Source organism: Sphingomonas sp. 4RDLI-65, from assembly GCF_049472435.1.
GTDB lineage: Bacteria > Pseudomonadota > Alphaproteobacteria > Sphingomonadales > Sphingomonadaceae > Sphingomonas.
Map to the genome: position 1 here is coordinate 1 of NZ_JBCEBT010000012.1, position 16,579 is coordinate 16,579.

14 protein-coding genes are annotated in these 16,579 nt (G+C 67.0%); 8 read left to right on the forward strand and 6 right to left on the reverse strand.

Features of this window, described 5'->3' with window-relative positions; translation table 11 throughout:
* Window positions 1-83: 83 nt before the first annotated feature.
* The 3 genes from VH567_RS16960 to VH567_RS16970 all read right to left on the reverse strand — a co-directional run bounded on the left by VH567_RS16960 (window position 84) and on the right by VH567_RS16970 (window position 5,930).
* Window positions 84-1,091 (reverse strand): PhoH family protein, encoded by a 1,008-nt coding sequence (locus tag VH567_RS16960; protein ID WP_423327405.1) that lies wholly within the window; start codon window positions 1,089-1,091, stop codon window positions 84-86.
* A gap of 419 nt (window positions 1,092-1,510) precedes the next feature.
* Window positions 1,511-2,827: a tRNA (N6-isopentenyl adenosine(37)-C2)-methylthiotransferase MiaB gene (gene miaB, locus VH567_RS16965; protein ID WP_423327406.1), complete on the reverse strand. Its 1,317-nt coding sequence runs from the start codon at window positions 2,825-2,827 to the stop codon at window positions 1,511-1,513.
* A 196-nt stretch (window positions 2,828-3,023) separates the two neighbouring features.
* Complete coding sequence (locus VH567_RS16970; RefSeq protein ID WP_423327407.1) at window positions 3,024-5,930, reverse strand: M16 family metallopeptidase; 2,907 nt, start codon at window positions 5,928-5,930, stop codon at window positions 3,024-3,026.
* Between the two features lie 319 nt (window positions 5,931-6,249).
* Here VH567_RS16970 and VH567_RS16975 point away from each other — a divergent pair, with 319 nt between their 5' ends.
* The 7 genes from VH567_RS16975 (at window position 6,250) to VH567_RS17005 (ending at window position 10,781) form a co-directional block, all read left to right on the forward strand.
* Window positions 6,250-6,987, forward strand: coding sequence for an aspartyl/asparaginyl beta-hydroxylase domain-containing protein (locus VH567_RS16975; RefSeq protein ID WP_423327459.1), 738 nt, complete (start codon window positions 6,250-6,252; stop codon window positions 6,985-6,987).
* A gap of 172 nt (window positions 6,988-7,159) precedes the next feature.
* A complete protein-coding gene (locus VH567_RS16980; RefSeq protein WP_423327408.1) occupies window positions 7,160-7,732 on the forward strand; it encodes a NifU family protein in 573 nt (190 codons plus the stop codon).
* Window positions 7,732-8,325: a malonic semialdehyde reductase gene (locus VH567_RS16985; protein ID WP_423327409.1), complete on the forward strand. Its 594-nt coding sequence runs from the start codon at window positions 7,732-7,734 to the stop codon at window positions 8,323-8,325. Before VH567_RS16980 ends, VH567_RS16985 begins: the two co-directional genes overlap by 1 nt.
* Window positions 8,326-8,448: 123 nt before the next feature.
* Window positions 8,449-9,078 carry a tRNA (adenosine(37)-N6)-threonylcarbamoyltransferase complex dimerization subunit type 1 TsaB gene (gene tsaB, locus VH567_RS16990; RefSeq protein WP_423327410.1) on the forward strand — a complete coding sequence of 210 codons (630 nt, stop codon included), beginning with the start codon at window positions 8,449-8,451 and terminating at the stop codon, window positions 9,076-9,078.
* Window positions 9,078-9,566 carry a GNAT family N-acetyltransferase gene (locus VH567_RS16995; RefSeq protein ID WP_423327411.1) on the forward strand — a complete coding sequence of 163 codons (489 nt, stop codon included), beginning with the start codon at window positions 9,078-9,080 and terminating at the stop codon, window positions 9,564-9,566. Before tsaB ends, VH567_RS16995 begins: the two co-directional genes overlap by 1 nt.
* 74 nt (window positions 9,567-9,640) lie before the next feature.
* Window positions 9,641-10,063, forward strand: coding sequence for a Fur family transcriptional regulator (locus VH567_RS17000; protein ID WP_055873135.1), 423 nt, complete (start codon window positions 9,641-9,643; stop codon window positions 10,061-10,063).
* A gap of 40 nt (window positions 10,064-10,103) precedes the next feature.
* A complete protein-coding gene (locus VH567_RS17005) occupies window positions 10,104-10,781 on the forward strand; it encodes a lysophospholipid acyltransferase family protein (protein WP_423327412.1) in 678 nt (225 codons plus the stop codon).
* Window positions 10,782-11,020: 239 nt separating this feature from the next.
* Here VH567_RS17005 and VH567_RS17010 read toward each other — a convergent pair whose 3' ends face one another.
* The 3 genes from VH567_RS17010 to VH567_RS17020 form a co-directional block, all read right to left on the reverse strand.
* Window positions 11,021-12,808 (reverse strand): AMP-dependent synthetase/ligase, encoded by a 1,788-nt coding sequence (locus VH567_RS17010; protein WP_423327413.1) that lies wholly within the window; start codon window positions 12,806-12,808, stop codon window positions 11,021-11,023.
* Window positions 12,809-12,999: 191 nt separating this feature from the next.
* Window positions 13,000-14,739 (reverse strand): gamma-glutamyltransferase, encoded by a 1,740-nt coding sequence (gene ggt, locus VH567_RS17015; protein WP_423327414.1) that lies wholly within the window; start codon window positions 14,737-14,739, stop codon window positions 13,000-13,002.
* A gap of 180 nt (window positions 14,740-14,919) precedes the next feature.
* Window positions 14,920-15,981: a quinone-dependent dihydroorotate dehydrogenase gene (locus VH567_RS17020; RefSeq protein ID WP_423327415.1), complete on the reverse strand. Its 1,062-nt coding sequence runs from the start codon at window positions 15,979-15,981 to the stop codon at window positions 14,920-14,922.
* A gap of 158 nt (window positions 15,982-16,139) precedes the next feature.
* Here VH567_RS17020 and VH567_RS17025 point away from each other — a divergent pair, with 158 nt between their 5' ends.
* The gene (locus tag VH567_RS17025) at window positions 16,140-16,568 is read left to right on the forward strand and encodes an SUF system Fe-S cluster assembly regulator (protein WP_423327416.1); all 429 of its coding nucleotides are present in this window, start codon (window positions 16,140-16,142) and stop codon (window positions 16,566-16,568) included.
* The last annotated feature ends 11 nt before the right edge of the window (window positions 16,569-16,579 follow it).

Genomic DNA, 16,579 nt, shown 5'->3' on the forward strand with positions numbered 1-16,579 from the left:
GGGGTGGGSCATAGCCGCAACCGCGACGCTTGCGGCTATGCCCCCCGGATCCCTCCCCCGAAGAGGAGGGGTTCCCGCTCCCGTTACGCCTCGTCCTTGCCCTCATACGCCTCGACGACGCGCCCGACGATCGGATGCCTGACCACGTCGCCGACGGTGAAGCGGCACATCGAGATGCTCTCGAGCCCCTCCAGTCGCCGCACCGCATCCCCCAGCCCAGACGCGGCCACGCCCCCAGGGATATCCACCTGCTTGGGATCGCCGCAGATCACCATGCGGCTGTTCTGGCCGAAGCGCGTCAGGAACATCTTCATCTGCGCGGGCGTGGTGTTTTGCGCCTCGTCGAGGATCACGAACGCATCCGCCAGCGTCCGGCCGCGCATGAAGGCGATCGGCGCGACCTCGATCTCGCCGCTGGCGATCCGCCGCTCGACCTGCTCGGCGGGGAGACAGTCGTACAGCGCATCGTACAGCGGACGCAGATACGGATCGACCTTCTCCTTCATGTCGCCGGGCAGGAAGCCCAGCCGCTCGCCCGCCTCGACCGCGGGCCGCGACAGGATCAGCCGCTGGACGCTGCCGGTGATGAGCTGCTGCACCGCCTGCGCGACCGCGACGTAGGTCTTGCCCGTGCCTGCCGGCCCGAGCGCGAAGATCATGTCGTTGTTGGCCAGCTCGCGCATGTAGTGCGCCTGTGCCGGCGTGCGCGGCACGATCGTCTTCTTCCGCGTCCGGATCATGATCGGCGGGGCGGCACCACCGCCTGCATCGGCGCGGATGATGCCGGCCAACACCGGCTCGTCCGCCATCGCGATCGACGCATCGACGAGGCCGGTATCGACATCCTCGCCGCGCTGGATCCGCGCATAGAGATCGTGGAGCACGTCGCGCGCCTTGGCGACCTGTTCGGCGGTGCCCTCCAGGCCGATCTTGTTCCCTCGCGCGGTGATGTAGACGCCGAGGCGGTTTTCGAGCGCCACCAAATTCTGATCGTACTGGCCGAAGAGCCGGACGAGGAGCTGGGGCTTGTCGAACAGCAGCTCGACACGGGCGCGGTCACCGGACTGGGCGGGAACGGGTTTACGGCTCATACGGTCCTTTCAGGGTGTCAAAGGTTACGCCTGGAAGCGTCGAACCGTAACCTTTGAAAGGAAGATGAGGAGCGGGGCGGCGACCTTCAACCAGCGCCGCGACGGCGGGGTGGAAGAGCATCGGATCGCACGGGCGCATCTGCATCGCAGACGAGTGTGACAGGTGGTCGGGGTGTAGGACAGAGGAATCTTTTGTGGAGCGCGGGAACGTCGGGTGTCATTGCCCGGGGGCTTAAGCAAGCCGCACGCAAATGAGCGGAATGTCGAGTATGGCACGGTAATCGCAGCGAAAACTCGTACCACCCCGGCGAAGGCCGGGGCCCAATTGGAAAGGTCGATGTAACGAGGGATCGTCCGCCGTTATTTCCGTCCCCCAATTGGGCCCCGGCCTTCGCCGGGGTGGTGTCAATTGGACGGTATCAGGCAGCCTCGCGCACCCGCTCGATCCCGGTCAGGGAATTGGGTCCAGCAGCCGCGAGCGTCACCTTGACAAGATCGCCGATCGCATGGTCACCAATCAGGTGGACCGATTGCAGCCACGGCGACTTGCCGATCAGCTGGCCGGGGAGCTTGCCGGTCCGTTCGAGCAGGACGGTACATGTCCGCCCGACGGTAGCGGCATTGAACGCGTGCTGGTCGCGGTTGAGCGCGGCCTGGAGGCGCTGGAGGCGTTCGTCCATCACCGATTCCGGGACCTGCTCGACGATCGATGCCGCAGGCGTGCCGGGGCGGGGGCTGTATTTGAAGCTGTACGCCTGCGCATAGCCGACGGCGTCGACGAGGCTCAGCGTGTCCTCGAACTCGGCGTCGGTCTCGCCGGGAAAGCCGACGATGAAGTCGCCCGACAGCGCGATGTCGGGGCGGACTGCGCGGACGCGGTCGAGCAGGCGGAGATAGGAGTCACGGGTGTGGCTCCGGTTCATCGCCTTCAGTACACGGTCGCTGCCGGCCTGCACGGGGAGGTGGAGGAAGGGCATCAGGCTCTCGATGTCGCGGTGCGCGTCGATCAGGCCCTGCGTCATGTCGTTGGGGTGGCTGGTGGTGTAGCGGATCCGCGCAAGGCCGGGGATGCGGTCGAGGTCGCGGATCAGGTCGTGCAGCCCGCGCTCATTCTCCGACCACGCGTTGACGTTCTGGCCGAGCAACGTGATCTCGCGCGCGCCGGCATCGACCAGCGCCTTCGCCTCATCGACGATCGCTGCGAACGGGCGGCTGATCTCCGCGCCGCGCGTGTAGGGGACGACGCAATAGGTGCAGAATTTATCACACCCTTCCTGCACGGTGAGGAACGCCGAGGGCGCGACCTTCCGCCGCGCCGGCAGCGCGCCGAATTTCGACAGCAGCGGCATGTCGGTGTCGAGTGACGGCGTCCCCGCGGCGGCCTTCGCGACGAGGTCTGGCAAATTATGATAGGCCTGCGGGCCGACGACGATGTCGACCTTGGCGCGGGTGAAGATCTCCTCGCCCTCGGCCTGCGCGACGCAGCCGGCGACCGCGATCATCGGCGTCTTGCCCGACTTGCGACGCTGGTCCTTCCGCAGCCGACCGATGTCCGAATAGACCTTTTCGGTGGCGCGTTCGCGGATGTGACACGTGTTGAGGACGACGACATCAGCGTCGACCGCGTCGGCCTGGGTGAGGCCCTGCGCGGCCATCAGCTCGGCCATGCGCTCGCCGTCATAGACGTTCATCTGGCAGCCGAACGACTTTACGTGGAAGGTTTTGGGAGGGGACATGCCGGGGGCCCTACCAAATTTGCGGGGCCGGGGGGAGGGGGCTCTCGAACCCCTCTCCCGTACGGGGAGAGGGAGGGGCCCGCCCGCGCTTGCGGGTGGGAGGGTGAGGGCACGCCCGCCAAGACACGTGCCCTCACCCTCCCGTCGCCAAGCGGCTCCTCCTTCCCTCTCCCCCGAGGGGAGAGGGGTTAAGTGATCACTTCTTCGCAGCCGCCGGCACGACCGCCATCGTCCAGTCCTTCTCCGGCCGCAGATACTTCGCCGCGGTCGCCTGCAACTCGACCGGCGTGGTGGCCACCAAGTCCGAAGCGATCCGCTGCGTCGCCGCGATCCGGCGCGGATCGAACGTTGCCCCGCCAAGCTGCTGCAACCAGAACTGGTTCCCGGTCGAGGCGCGCAGGATATACTGCCCCATCGGCTTCTTGATCCGGTCGAGCTCGTCCGCCGCGATCGGCGTGGACACCAGCTCCGCCGCAATCTGCCGCGCGATTTGGAAGAAGAACGCCACCTTGTCCGGCGCCACCTGACCGATCGCGACCATCCGGCCGCCCGTCGCCATCCCCACCGGCCACTGGCTCGACACGTTGGGGCTGTAGCTCGCGCCCGCCGCCTGCCGCAGTCGCTCGAACAGCCGATCGCTGAACACCTGCGCCAGCACGTCGAGACGCCGCGCCTCGACGATATTGTCGATCCCGCCACCGGTCGGCCAGGCGATCACCGCCGCCGCCTGGTTCTCGGGCCCGGTATGCGCACGCATCACCGGGGTCGTGTTGTGCGCGGGGAAGCCGACCGGCGCACCGACCGTCGACACCGCCGTCCGCGGCTTCATCGCCCCGAACGACTTGGCGACCGCGGCGATCGCCTCTTCTGTCTTCACGTCGCCGAAGATCGAGACCTCGATCGGCCCGGTCTTCAGGATCGGTTCCCAGAACGCCCGGAAGTCCTTCGCATTCAGCGCCTCGACCGTATCCTTCGACGGCGTCCCCCAGCGCGGATCGCCCGCGCGGAGCAGCCCTTCGAGATCACGCGACAACACGCCGTCGGGCGACGAATCATACCCTGCGAACCCGGCGAGTGCCGCCACCCGAGCGCGCGCGATCGGAGCGGGATCCCAAGCCGGGAACGCCAGCTTCGATGCCATCAGCCGCAACTGGTCCGAATAATCCGCCGGCGACGTGATCGCGCCGAGCGTGAACGCATCGTCGTCGATCCCGAAATCGAGCCCGATCCGGCGCCCGGCGGTCAACTGATCGAGATCGCCCTGGTCGAGCTTGCCGATACCCCCTGCGACCAGCGCGAGATCACCCGCCCACGCCGGGGTCGGCCGGTTCGACGGGATCGCGGTATAGCCGCCGCCGAACCGCACGCGCACATACACGCGCCCCGTTTCGCCGGCGTTCGGGAACAGCAGCACGCGCGTGCCGTTGACGAAGTTCACCTGCTCCATGTCGAACGCGGCGATCTTCTCGCGGCTGGCGACCTTGCCCGGCGTGCCGAGCGACGGCAGCTTCGAGAAGTCGACCGCAGCCTGCGCGCGACGCTTGCCCGCCAGCCCCGAAACGTCCGCCTTGAGCGCCGTCGCCAGCTTGTTCGCAGCCCCCGCATCGGGCGTCTGCGTATTCACCAAGGCGCGCGTTGCGGTGCCTTCGAAGATCGCCTTGCTCGACGCGAGCAGCGTGGCGGGCGTGAACATGCCTTTCGCCTTGGCGTCCTGCAAAATCTTGTACGAGGTCTCAGGCCCCGCCACCGTCTCACGGATGTCGAGCGCGCCGACCATGTCGTCCGCCTGCTTGGCGCCCGCCTCGACACGCGCAGTCTCGACGCTGGTCCGCATGATGGTGTCGAAATCGGCGTATTCGCGGTCGACCTCGGCCTGGCTCGGCGCGTTGGTCTGCGCGTCGGCGATCACCGCGCGGACGTCTTTCAACGCCGCCTCCCAGTCGGTCCCGATCGGTACGATGTTGACGCTGGTGAGGTTGGCCGAACGCGAGACGTCGTCGATCGATACGCCGGCTTGCAGGTAACTGCCGCCCGCCCGCGCGCGCGTTTCCAGACGCCGGCTGATCAGGCGGGTGGCGAGCACATCGACCAGCCGCTTCTGGTTCATAATCGCGGTGTCGTCCTTATACTCCCAAGGCCGCACCACGCCGAGCGTCACCACCGCCGGTATCGCCGGCTCGGCGATCGTCGCGGAGACCGGCGCCTTCGGGTCGGGCTTGCCGAAATCGGGCGCAGGCGTGACCGGGTCGGTGCGTTTCCAGTCGGCGAAGTTCTTGACGATCAGCCGCCCGAACAGTGCCGGATCCATGTCGCCCGAAATGATGACGACGGTGTTCTCGGGCCGATACCAGCGGTCGTGGAACGCCTTCACCGTGGCGCCGGTCGCCGCCTCCAGCGTCTTGATATTACCGATCGGCGAGCGATCCGCGAGCGGCTGCCCGGCAAAGAAGGTCGAGCGGATCGCATCGCCGAAGCGCACCTGCGGCCCCGGCTGCTCGCGCTGTTCGGCGAGCACGATAGGACGTTCGGCGGCGACCGATGCGTCGGTGATCGTCGGCTTCTCCATCATGCCCGACATGATCTTCAAACTCTCGTCGAGCCCTGCCTCGGTCGCCGACGGAAGGTCGAGCTTGAACGTGGTCGAGGTCGGCGTGGTCTGCGCGTTGGTGTCCGAGCCGAAGGTCGCGCCGAACCGCTGCCAGACGCGCTTGGCCTCACCGTCCGGCACATATTCGGAGCCGCGGAACGAGAGATGCTCGATGAAATGCGCGAATCCGCGTTCGCTGTCGGTCTCGTTCAGCGAGCCTGCGTCGATCCGCACGCGCACCGACACCTGGCCAGGCGGCACGCCGTTCTTGCGCACCGCAAAGCGCATGCCGTTGGGCAGCGTGCCGAACTTCCACTCGGGGTCCCGCGTAAGATCGCTGCCCTTATACAGCCATGCGGTCGTATCGATCCCGGTCAGCTCGGGAAGCGTCGGTGCTTCTTTTGCAGGCGTCGAGGCGACCGGTTGCGTCGCCATCTGGCCGCTCGCCGGGATAGCGAGGCCGAGGATGACGGGGAGCAGGACGGGAGCGCGATACAGGCGCGATAAGGATACCATGGCGCATCTGTAGCGTCCCCGCGCGCGCTTCGCCAGCGTCGCACCATAGAGGGCCAGCGTCGCACCACAGAGGGTGGTCGCGGCTGCCATCATTTCGTCCAACACCCGCGGTATGTCGTGGAGGAACAAGGGGATCGGCGCGGGCGACGCGCAGGGATGCAGGGTAGCAATGACGGTCGAAGCCGAACTGGGGCACGAACTGGGCCACGAATTGGGGCAGTCTTCAATGTGGCGGGATTTGGGCGAGCCGGCGGTACGGCGCAGCGCCCGCGTGCCCGATCTGAACGTCATCTCCGGCGCACCCCGGCCCGGCGCGCCGATGGTCGCCGACACCAACCGCCCGCTGATCATCCGCGTCGGCAAGCATTTGCGCGGCGTATTCGACCGGATGATCGCGTCGTCCTCGCTGGTGTCGAACGATCCGGTGCTCGACGTCCGCGATTTCGCCTGGACCGCGGGCCTGCGCGATAACTGGGCCGCGATCCGCGACGAGGCGGTCCACGTCGCGCTCCAGGGCGAGGCATCGCCCAGCCTCGCGACGATCTCGCCCGATCACCGCTCGATCGCCGAGATCGACAAATGGCGCTCGTTCTTCCTCTACGGCTACGGCTATCCGATCGAGGAGAGCCTCGCGCGCTGCCCACACACCGCGGCGGCGGTCGCACGCATCCCCGGCCTCAACAGCGCGTTCTTCTCGATCCTCGCGCCCGGCACGCACATCCCCGAGCATCGCGGCGTGACCAAAGGGCTGATCACCTGCCACCTCGGCCTGATCGTGCCGCGCGACGGCGACGTGCGTATGCGCGTCCACGACCGCGTGGTGCGCTGGGCCGAGGGTGAGACCCTGGTGTTCGACGACACGTATCAGCACGAGGTGTGGAACGACACGTGCGGCACCCGCGTGGTGTTGCTGATCCAGTTCGAACGCCCGTTACGCAACCCGGGCAAGTGGATCGCCGACCTGTTCCTCGGCATCGTCCGCCGCTCCGCCTTCGTTCAGGACGCGGTCCGCAACATCGGCAGCTGGAACGCCGCAGTGAAACAGCTCGACGTCTGACTGTTGCGTTCCCTCTAGGATGTTCCCCCGCGAAGGCGGGGGCCCAGTCTGGGCTCCCGCCTTCGCGGGAGAACAATTTTCTTCTCGAGGTTGAGCCCCTCCACACCCCCGGAAAGAATCCGTTTCCCGTTCCGCGCTTGATCCGCCGACCCCGCCGGGCCACATGCCCCTCATGCTCATCGAAACGGAATCCACTCCAAACCCGTCGACGTTGAAGTTCCTGCCGGGACGCACCGTCATGGAAGCCGGTACGCGCGACTTCGCCACGCCTGAGGAAGCCGAGGCCAGTTCGCTCGCCGATGCGATCTTCGGTCTCGGCGACGTCACCGGCGTGTTCTTCGGCCGCGATTTCGTCTCGGTCACCGCCGCGCCGGGCACCGCCTGGTCGGACCTCAAGCCCGACGTGCTAGCGATCCTGCTCGATCACTTCTCCGCCGCGATGCCACTGTTCAAGCCTGCGCGCGCCGGCTTCTCGGTGCCCTCCGACGAGCCCGCGCTGTCGGACGATCCCGCCGATGCCGACATCGTCGCGCAAATTCGTGAACTGATCGAAACGCGCGTCCGTCCGGCGGTGGCGAACGACGGCGGCGACATCGTCTATCGCGGCTTCGACAAGGGCAAGGTGTTCCTCCAATTGCAGGGCGCCTGCGCCGGCTGCCCGTCGTCGAGCGCGACGCTCAAGAATGGCATCGAGCAGCTGCTGAAATATTACGTCCCCGAAGTCACCGAAGTGAGAGCCGTTTGATGCGCGAGAAACTCGACGACGCCGTACTGGATACCGTCTTCCGCGAAGCGCGCAGCTATAACGGCTATACCGACCAGCCGGTCGCCGAGTCCGAACTGCACGCGATCTGGGACCTGATGAAGTGGGGCCCGACCTCGGCTAACCAGCTTCCCGCGCGCCTGATCTGGGTGACCAGCGACGAGGCCAAGCAGAAGCTCGCCGACGCCTGCAGCGCGCAAAACAAGCCGAAGATCCTCAACGCGCCCGTGTCGGTGATCATCGGCATGGACACCAATTTCCACGAACATCTCCCCGAGTTGTTCCCGCACGCCGATGCGAAGTCGTGGTTCGACGGCAACGCCGAACTGCGCGAGGCCTCGGCTTTCCGGAACTCGTCGTTGCAGGGTGCGTATTTCATTATCGCCGCGCGGATGCTCGGGCTCGATACCGGGCCGATGTCTGGCTTCGACGCGGGCAAGGTCGACGCGGCGTTCTTTCAAGATACGCCGGCGGTGCGGACGAACTTCATCTCGACGCTCGGGCACGGCGATCCCGCGACGATCTACGCCCGCTCGCCGCGCCCCGACTTCGCGAAGTTCAACAGTATCGCTTGATTGGGAGGGACCTGCTCCCTCTCCCTTGCGGGGAGAGGGTCGGGGTGAGGGGCGGTTGGTAAGGGCAGCGCTCGCGGCGCCCCTCACCCTACCCTCTCCCCTGAGGGGAGAGGGTAAGAAGTCATGCGCACTTTAGTCATCGAGACATCCACCACCGCCTGCTCGGTTGCGCTGATCGAGTCCGGCGCCATCATCGCCCGCGCGCACGAAGTCGTCGGTCGCGGTCATGCCGAGCGGCTCATCCCGATGATCGCCGAGCTTCCGGAAGGTGGCCGAGCAGACAAAATCCTGGTCGATTGCGGCCCCGGCAGCTTCACCGGCGTCCGTGTCGGTATCGCGGCCGCCCGCGGCCTGGCGCTCGGCTGGGGTGCGGAGATCGCTGGCTTTTCCTCTCTCCCCCTTGTCGCCGCCGCCGGTTTTTCGGACCGAGCAACCCACGATATTGCGGTCGTCATGGAAGGCGGGCATGGCGAGGTCTTCATGCAGGCCTTTGCCGCCGATCTGTCGCCGCGATCCGACATGGTATCGCTGAAGCCCGCCGCCGCGCTCGCCGCGCTGGCGGGGCGACGCGCGGTCGGCAACGGCGTCCGCTGGCTCGCTGCATTGGAAGCCCAGTTCGAAGGGGTGCTCGACCTCACCGAAGCGCTGCCCGACGCAGCCTCCGCAATCCTGCTCCCCGCGGAACTGACCGCGCTGCCGCCAAGCCCGATCTACGGCCGCGCACCCGACGCCAAGCCGTCGGTGCCGAAATAATGGCCACGCGCCAAGCCGCCACGCGTGCCGTCACGCTTCGCACCGGGGACGCACGCGATCTCGCGATCGTCGACGCGCTGATGACCGATGCGTTCGACCCGCGCTACGGCGAGGCGTGGACGCGTAGCCAATCGCTCGGCGTGCTGGCGCTCACCGGCGTTCACCTGACGCTCGCCTTCGTCGACGACGTCCCCGCCGGCTTCACGATGACCCGGTCGGTCGCCGACGAAGCCGAATTGCTCCTGATCGCGGTCGCACCCGATTATCGTCGCCGCGGCGTCGGCACCGCGCTGATCCGCGCCGCGATCACCGACTGCTCGGTCGGCAACATCGCCAAGCTCCATCTCGAAGTCCGGGCCGGCAACGACGCGGTCAAGATGTACGGCGCCCACGGCTTCACCAAGGTCGGCGAGCGCCGCGCCTATTACCGCGGCAAGACCGGCGTCGCGTATGACGCACATACATATTCGAAAGATATCAACAGCTAAGCCTTATTGCGAGTCACTATCCCTTTTCGCAACAGCGCGAACGTCCTACATGGGGTGCAACGAGGGAACACATCATGCCGCGCAAGATCGATCTGGAAGCACTCTGCAACGAGAAGGGCCTGCGCATCACCGAGCAGCGCCGCGTCATCGCGCGCGTGCTGTCGGAGGCGGACGACCATCCCGACGTCGAGAAGGTCTATGAGCGCGCATCGCAGATCGACCCCGGCATCTCGATCGCGACCGTGTACCGCACCGTTCGATTGTTCGAGGAAGCCGGCATCCTCGACCGCCACGATTTCGGCGACGGCCGCGCGCGTTACGAGCCTGCGCCCGAGGCGCATCACGATCATTTGATCGACGTCGAGAGCGGCAAGGTGATCGAATTCGTCGATCCCGAGCTCGAGCAGTTGCAGAAGGCGATCGCGGAGAAGCTCGGCTTCCGGCTGGTCGATCACCGCATGGAACTCTACGGCGTCGCGCTCGCCCGCAAGGACTGACGCGATCGGCGGCATCCGCCTTGGCGCGCGGCTGGCGGCATTGCTGCTCGCGGTGATCCTGGCGCTGCCGTTGCATGCGATGTGGCGGCTGTTCGGGCGAAAGTCGCCATGGCCGCCGCGCTTTCTGGGGCTGGTCGCGCGGATCGTTGGCGCGCGGGTTCGGGTGGTCGGCAAGCCCCTGCGTCACCACGTCGTCTTCGTCTCGAACCACCTGAGCTGGATCGACATCCTCCTCCTGTCCGGCGCGACCGGCACCGCGTTCGTCGCCAAATCCGAACTCCGCACCGCCCCGCTGGTCGGTTGGCTCTGCACGCTCAACCACACCATCTTCGTGAGCCGCGCAGACCGCATGGCGGTGACCGATCAGATCGCACAGGTCCGCGATACGCTCGCGCAGGACTGGCCGGTGACGCTGTTTCCCGAGGGCACGACGGGGGACGGCGTGACGCTACTCCCGTTCAAGGCCGCGCTGCTCGCCGCGCTCGATCCGCCGCCGCCCGGCGTGAAGGTGCAGCCGGTGCGGATCGACTATGGTGCGGCGACGCACGAACTGGCCTGGGTGGGCGACGAACTCGGCCAACATCACGCGGCACGCGTATTGAGGCGTAAAGGCACGTTCGTACCGACGCTGCACTTTGCCGAACCGTTCGACCCCGCGGAGTATGGCGACCGAAAAGCCATAGCCGCCGAAGCCCGCCGCCGCATGGAAGCGCTGTAAATCACGAATAAAGAGTGTTTCCCCGCGAAGGCGGGGACCCAGACTGGACTCCCGCCTTCGCGGGAGAACAAGGGAGTGCGTACGGCCGCCACTACAACACTAACACCACCCCGGCGAAGGCCGGGGCCCAATTGGGGGACGGTGCTAACGGAGGTTCGCGCTTCGTTACCGCGACCTTTCCAATTGGGCCCCGGCCTCCGCCGGGGTGGCGTAGCTACCGGTCGGGGTAACTCCCATCCTCAACCGCCATACAAACCGTCCAGCCGTTCCCCATAAACCTGCTTCAACACATGCCGCCGGATCTTCAAACTCGGCGTCAACTGCTCGTTCTCGATCGTGAACGGCCCATCCGCCAGCACGAACCGCCGGATCCGTTCAGTCACCGTCAGCTCCTTGTTCACCCGCTCGACCGCCGCGCCCAGCGCAGTCCGGAACTCGCTGTTCTCCGCCAGCCGCGCGAAGCTGCACGCATCGCCGTTGGCCGCGCACCATTCCTGCGTCCACTCGGGATCGGGCGCGATCAGCGCGACCATGTACGGCCGCTTGTCGCCCGCGATCATCGCCTGCGCGATCTCGGGCTGTAGCGTCAGCATGCCCTCGACCTTCTGGGGCGCGACGTTCTCGCCCTTGTCGTTGATGATCAGGTCCTTCTTGCGGTCGGTGATGCGGATCCGCCCGCGGTCGTCGATCTCGCCGATGTCGCCGGTGTGGAGCCAGCCATCCTTCAGCACCTTGGCGGTCTCGGCGTCGTTGCGCCAATAGCCGTGCATGACGAGTTCGCCGCGCACCAGGATCTCGCCGTCCTCGGCGATCCGGACCTCGGTGTCGTTGAGCGCCGGGCCAACCGAATCCATCCGGACGCCGGCCTTCGGGCGGTTGCACGAGATGACCGGCGCGGCTTCGGTCTGCCCATAGCCTTGCAGGAAGGTGAGGCCGAGCGCTTCGAAGAACAGGCCGACCTCAGGGTTGAGCGGCGCGCCGCCCGAGATCATCGCCTTCAGCCGGCCACCGAACTTCTTCGAGATCTTGGGCTTGAAGAGGGTCGCGACGGCGGCCTGCATCGGTCGGTCGATCAGGCGGAGGCGGCCGGCGTAGCGCTTGCCGCCGATGTCGAGCGCGCGGGCGAGGAGATAGGCCGAAGCGCCGCCCTGTTTCTCTATCGTCTTGGATATGCGCGTGCGGAGGACTTCGAACAGGCGGGGGACGACGAACATGATCGTCGGGCGCGTCTCCTCGATATTGGCGGCGAGCTTTTCGAGGCCTTCCGCGTAGTAGATCTGGCCGCCGAGCGAGATCGGGAAATGCTGCCCGCCGGTGTGTTCGTAGGCGTGGCTCAAGGGTAGGAACGAGAGGAAGACCTCGTCGTCCCAGCCGAAATCCTCCGAGATCACGCTCGCGCAGCCGGCGCAATTGTGGAGGATCGCGCCGTGGTGCTGCATGACGCCCCGCGGCGCGCCGCCGGTACCGCTCGTGTAGATGATGCAAGCGAGGTCTTCGCGGGCGAAGTCGGCGCGGGCGGCGGCGGTTTCGGGCGCGGTCGGGTGCGCGGCGATCAGTGCGTGCCAGTTGTGGAAGTCGATCGAAGCAGGGACCTTCATGTCCTCGAGCCCGATGACGGTCTGCGCCTGGTTCGAACGAATCACTGCGGGAAGCAGCGTTTTCGCGAGCTTGGCGGTCGAGACGATGATCGCGCAGGCGCCCGCATTCTCGATGATATGCAGGTGATCGCGTTCGGTGTTGGTGACGTAGGTCGGCACGGTAATGCACCCTGCCGCCATGATCGCGAGGTCGCTAAGGCACCATTCCGGCCGGTTCTCGCTGACCAGCATCACGCGGTCGCCGCGCTTCAGGCCGATCGTGGTTAGGGCGGTGGCGAGGCTGGCGACCTGGCGCGCGGCTTCGGCCCAGCTTGTGGCGACCCAGGTACCGCTGGTCTTGGTCCACAGGAACGGGGCGTCGCCCTTCTCCGCGGCGCGCGTGAAGAACATCGTGACGAGGTTCGGGAAGCGTTCGAGCTGGCGGGCCATTGTCTCTCCTGAACTGCTCTCTGACCGGCATTCATGCGGCTGGTCTTACGACGGCTTTGTAGCGGGCTATACCGCGTTGGATCTCCCCCGTCATGCCGGGCTTGTTCCGGCATCCACCGTTCCACGCACTCTCCGGCCTTGAATGATGCGGGACCGTGGACCCCGGAACAAGTCCGGGGTGACGGAGAGAATTATTCCGGCGCGCGCTGGAGGGTGCCGACGCGTACGATCTGGGTGACGGTACCGTCCTGGCTGATAGCGACACCTTCGCTGCGAGGGTCCGCAGCGCCGACCCATTTGCCGCCTACGCGCTCGATCGCGTTTGCCTTGAGGCCGAGCGCCGCGACCTGGACGGTCTCGCCGAGCGCCTGCAACGCCGGCACCATCGCCTCGCGCTCCGTGCCCTTTTCGACAGCGGCAACGTGGCCGGGCGCATAGAGCAGCCCCAGCGCGATCGAGTCCTGCGCGGACAGTTTCCAGTCGACCACGCCGACGATCGCCTTGGCCACCTGCGCGATGATCGTTGAACCGCCTGCCGCGCCGACTGCAAGGCGAACTTTGCCGTCGGGGCCGTAGACGATGGTAGGCGACATCGAGCTGCGCGGTCGCTTGCCGCCCTCGACACGGTTGGCGACGAGCGCGCCGTCCTTCTCGGGGACGATATCGAAGTCGGTGAGCTGGTTGTTCAGCACGGTGCCATCGACCGTCAGACCAGAGCCGAAATAGCCCTCCACGGTGGTCGTGACCTCGACGACGTTGCCGAGCGCATCGACGGTGGCAATGTCGGTCGTGCCTGCGACTTCGCTGACCGGTGCGCGGACGCGGGCAGGGGCGCCGGGGGGCGAACCGGCCGACACGTTCGCCATCGTCGTGGTCGGCGAGATCAGCGCCGAGCGTTTGGCGAGATAGGCGGGGTCGAGCATGCCCTGCACCGGCACGCGGACGAAATCGGGATCGCCGACGTACAAGTCGCGGTCGGCATAAGCGAGGCGCGAGGATTCGGCGAACAGATGCCAGGCTTGGGCGCTGTCCTTGCCGAGCTTGCCCATGTCGAAGCGTTCGAGCTGCTTCAGGATCATCAGCACGGTGATGCCGCCGGACGAGGGCGGGCCCATGCCACACACGCGGTAGACGCGGTATTTGACGCAGACCGGCGGCCGCGACTTGGCGTCGTAGCTGGCGAGATCGCCCAGCGTCATCTTCGACGGATTGCGCGCGGCGGTGTTGACCGCGGTGACGATCTTCTGCGCCTCAGGACCGACGTAGAAGCTGTCCGGACCGCGGGTGGCGATGCGCTGGAGGAGCGCGGCCTGCTCCGGATTCTTGATGATGGCGCCGATCGTCACCGGCGAGCCGTCGGGGGCGGAGAAGAGTTTCCGCGTCTCGGGCGTGATGTGGTCGCCATACGCCTTCATGCCGTTGACGAGGCGGGGGGAGGCCTGGAAACCGTTCGTCGCCAAGCGGATCGCGGGGGCGAACAGTTGCGCCCAGGAAAGCTTGCCTGACGCGCGGTGCGCGAGCGCCATGCCGCGGAGTGCGCCGGGAATCCCGACGCTGCGGCCGCCGGGTACTGCGTCCGAATGGCTGAGCGGCGTGCCGTCGGGCGCGTAGAACCAGCGCGCATCGGCAGCGGCGGGGGCCTCTTCGCGCGCGTCGATCGTGTTGAGCGTGCCGCCCGCGGCGTGGGAAATCCAGAAGCTGCCGCCGCCGATGCCGGAGCTTTGCGGCTCGACGACGTTGAGGGCGAGCATGGTGGCGATCGCCGCGTCGGTGGCGCTGCCGCCGGCACGGAGAATCTCGACGCCGGCGGCGGCCGCGCGGGGGTCTGCGGCGCTGACCATGCCTTGCTCTTTTGCCGGGGCAAGGGCCGGTTGGCGTGCCTCGGCAGCGGCGGGGGCGAGAAGGGCGAGCGCTAGGAGGGAGATCTTCATCGAGCGCGAGCCTAGCGCGGTTCGGATATGAGGCAAGCGGTCTCGCGCCCTTGCGATCCTCCCCCGCCAGGGGGAGGTGGCGCCGAAGGCGACGGAGGGGGAGGATACGGCGCAGAGGTTCCCTTTCCTCCCCCTCCGTCTGGCAAGCGCCAGCCACCTCCCCCTGGCGGGGGAGGATCGTTAAGCGTCTGTCCCTACCGCATTGGCGACCGAGGCGATGCCGTCTCGGGTCAGCAGCGCATCCAGTTCGCGCAGGATGCGGGCGGGGAGGCCTGGCCCCTCGTACACCAAAGCGGTGTAGAGCTGGACGAGGCTCGCGCCGGCGCGGAGGCGGGCATAGGCTTCGGCGCCGCTGTCGATCCCGCCGACCGAGATTAGTGGGATCGCTGCGCCGGTGGCCTTGCGGAAGTCGGCCAGGCGCTGGCGGGCCAGCGGGGCTAGCGGCGCGCCGGAGAGGCCGCCGGTTTCCTTGGCGTTGGCCGAGCGCAATCCAGGGCGAGAGATCGTCGTATTGTTGACGATCAGCGCGTCGATCCGGTTGTCGAGCGCGGCGCGGGCGATGTCGTCGATGTCGGCGGGTTCGAGGTCGGGGGCGACCTTGAGGAAGATTGGCGTCGTGCCCTTGGCGCCGGTGCAGGCGGCGAGGAGGTCGCGGAGCGCTGCACCGTGCTGGAGATCGCGCAGGCCGGGGGTGTTCGGGGAGCTGATGTTGATGGTGATGTAATCGGCGTGGGGTGCCGCTCGGGTTACGCCGTGGACGTAGTCGGCGGTGCGATCGGTCGCGTCCTTGTTCGCCCCGACGTTGATGCCGAGCACCTTGTTTCCCCGCGAAGGCGGTGACCCAGACTGGGCACCCGCCTTCGCGGGTGAACACACTCGGGCGAGTGCCGCGTCGAGGCCACCATTGTTGAAGCCGAGGCGGTTGATGACTGCACGGTCTTCGGGAAGGCGGAAGATGCGGGGCTTGGGGTTGCCGGGCTGCGCGAGCGGCGTGAGCGTGCCGATCTCGACGCTGCCCAGCCCCAACCCAAAGAACCCGTCGATCGCACGCCCATCCTTATCGACGCCTGCCGCCAGTCCGACAGGGTTAGGGAAGGCGATCCCCGCCACCGTCGTCGCGAGCCGCGGCACGCTGGGGGCGAGCGGCGTGCCGGCCTTCCCCCATGCGCCGAGCGCGGCGATGGTGAGGGTATGCGCGCGCTCGGCGTCGAGGCGGAAGAGGATCGGGTGGTAGAAGGCCATGCGCGCTCTTCGCATCGGTTAGCGCGCAGGTCAAAATCCCGCGCAAAACCGCGCTCCAGTTGCGAGTCGTTAGCATGGCTCTGCGGGTTGACGATGCACTGCACAAAGCCCATTTGTCCAATCGGATCATATCGGTCCGATTGGACTCCTAAGCCACCATGCGTCTTTCCAGCCTTGCCGACTATGCGGTCGTGATGATGAGCGCCGCGGCGCGTCATTGCGGCGGTATCGCGCGGCTGAACGCGACGCTGCTCGCCGAGGAGACCGGCGTGCCACTGCCGACCGTGCAGAAGCTGGTGAGCCGGCTATCCGCCGCAGGGCTGATCGAGAGCACGCGCGGCACTGGGGGCGGCTTCCGCCTGTCGCGCCCGCCCGCGATGATCTCGCTCGCCGACATCATCGAGGCGGTCGAGGGGCCGATCGCGCTGACCTCGTGCGTCGATGGCGCATCGCAGGATTGCTGCGTCGAGCAGACGTGCAAGGTGAAGCCGCACTGGAACGCCGTCAACGGCGCGGTCCGCGGTGCGCTTGCCGGTGTGTCGCTCGCCAGCCTTTCGCAAGCCCCGGTTTTACAGGTGCCCGCATGACGCGCGCAGCT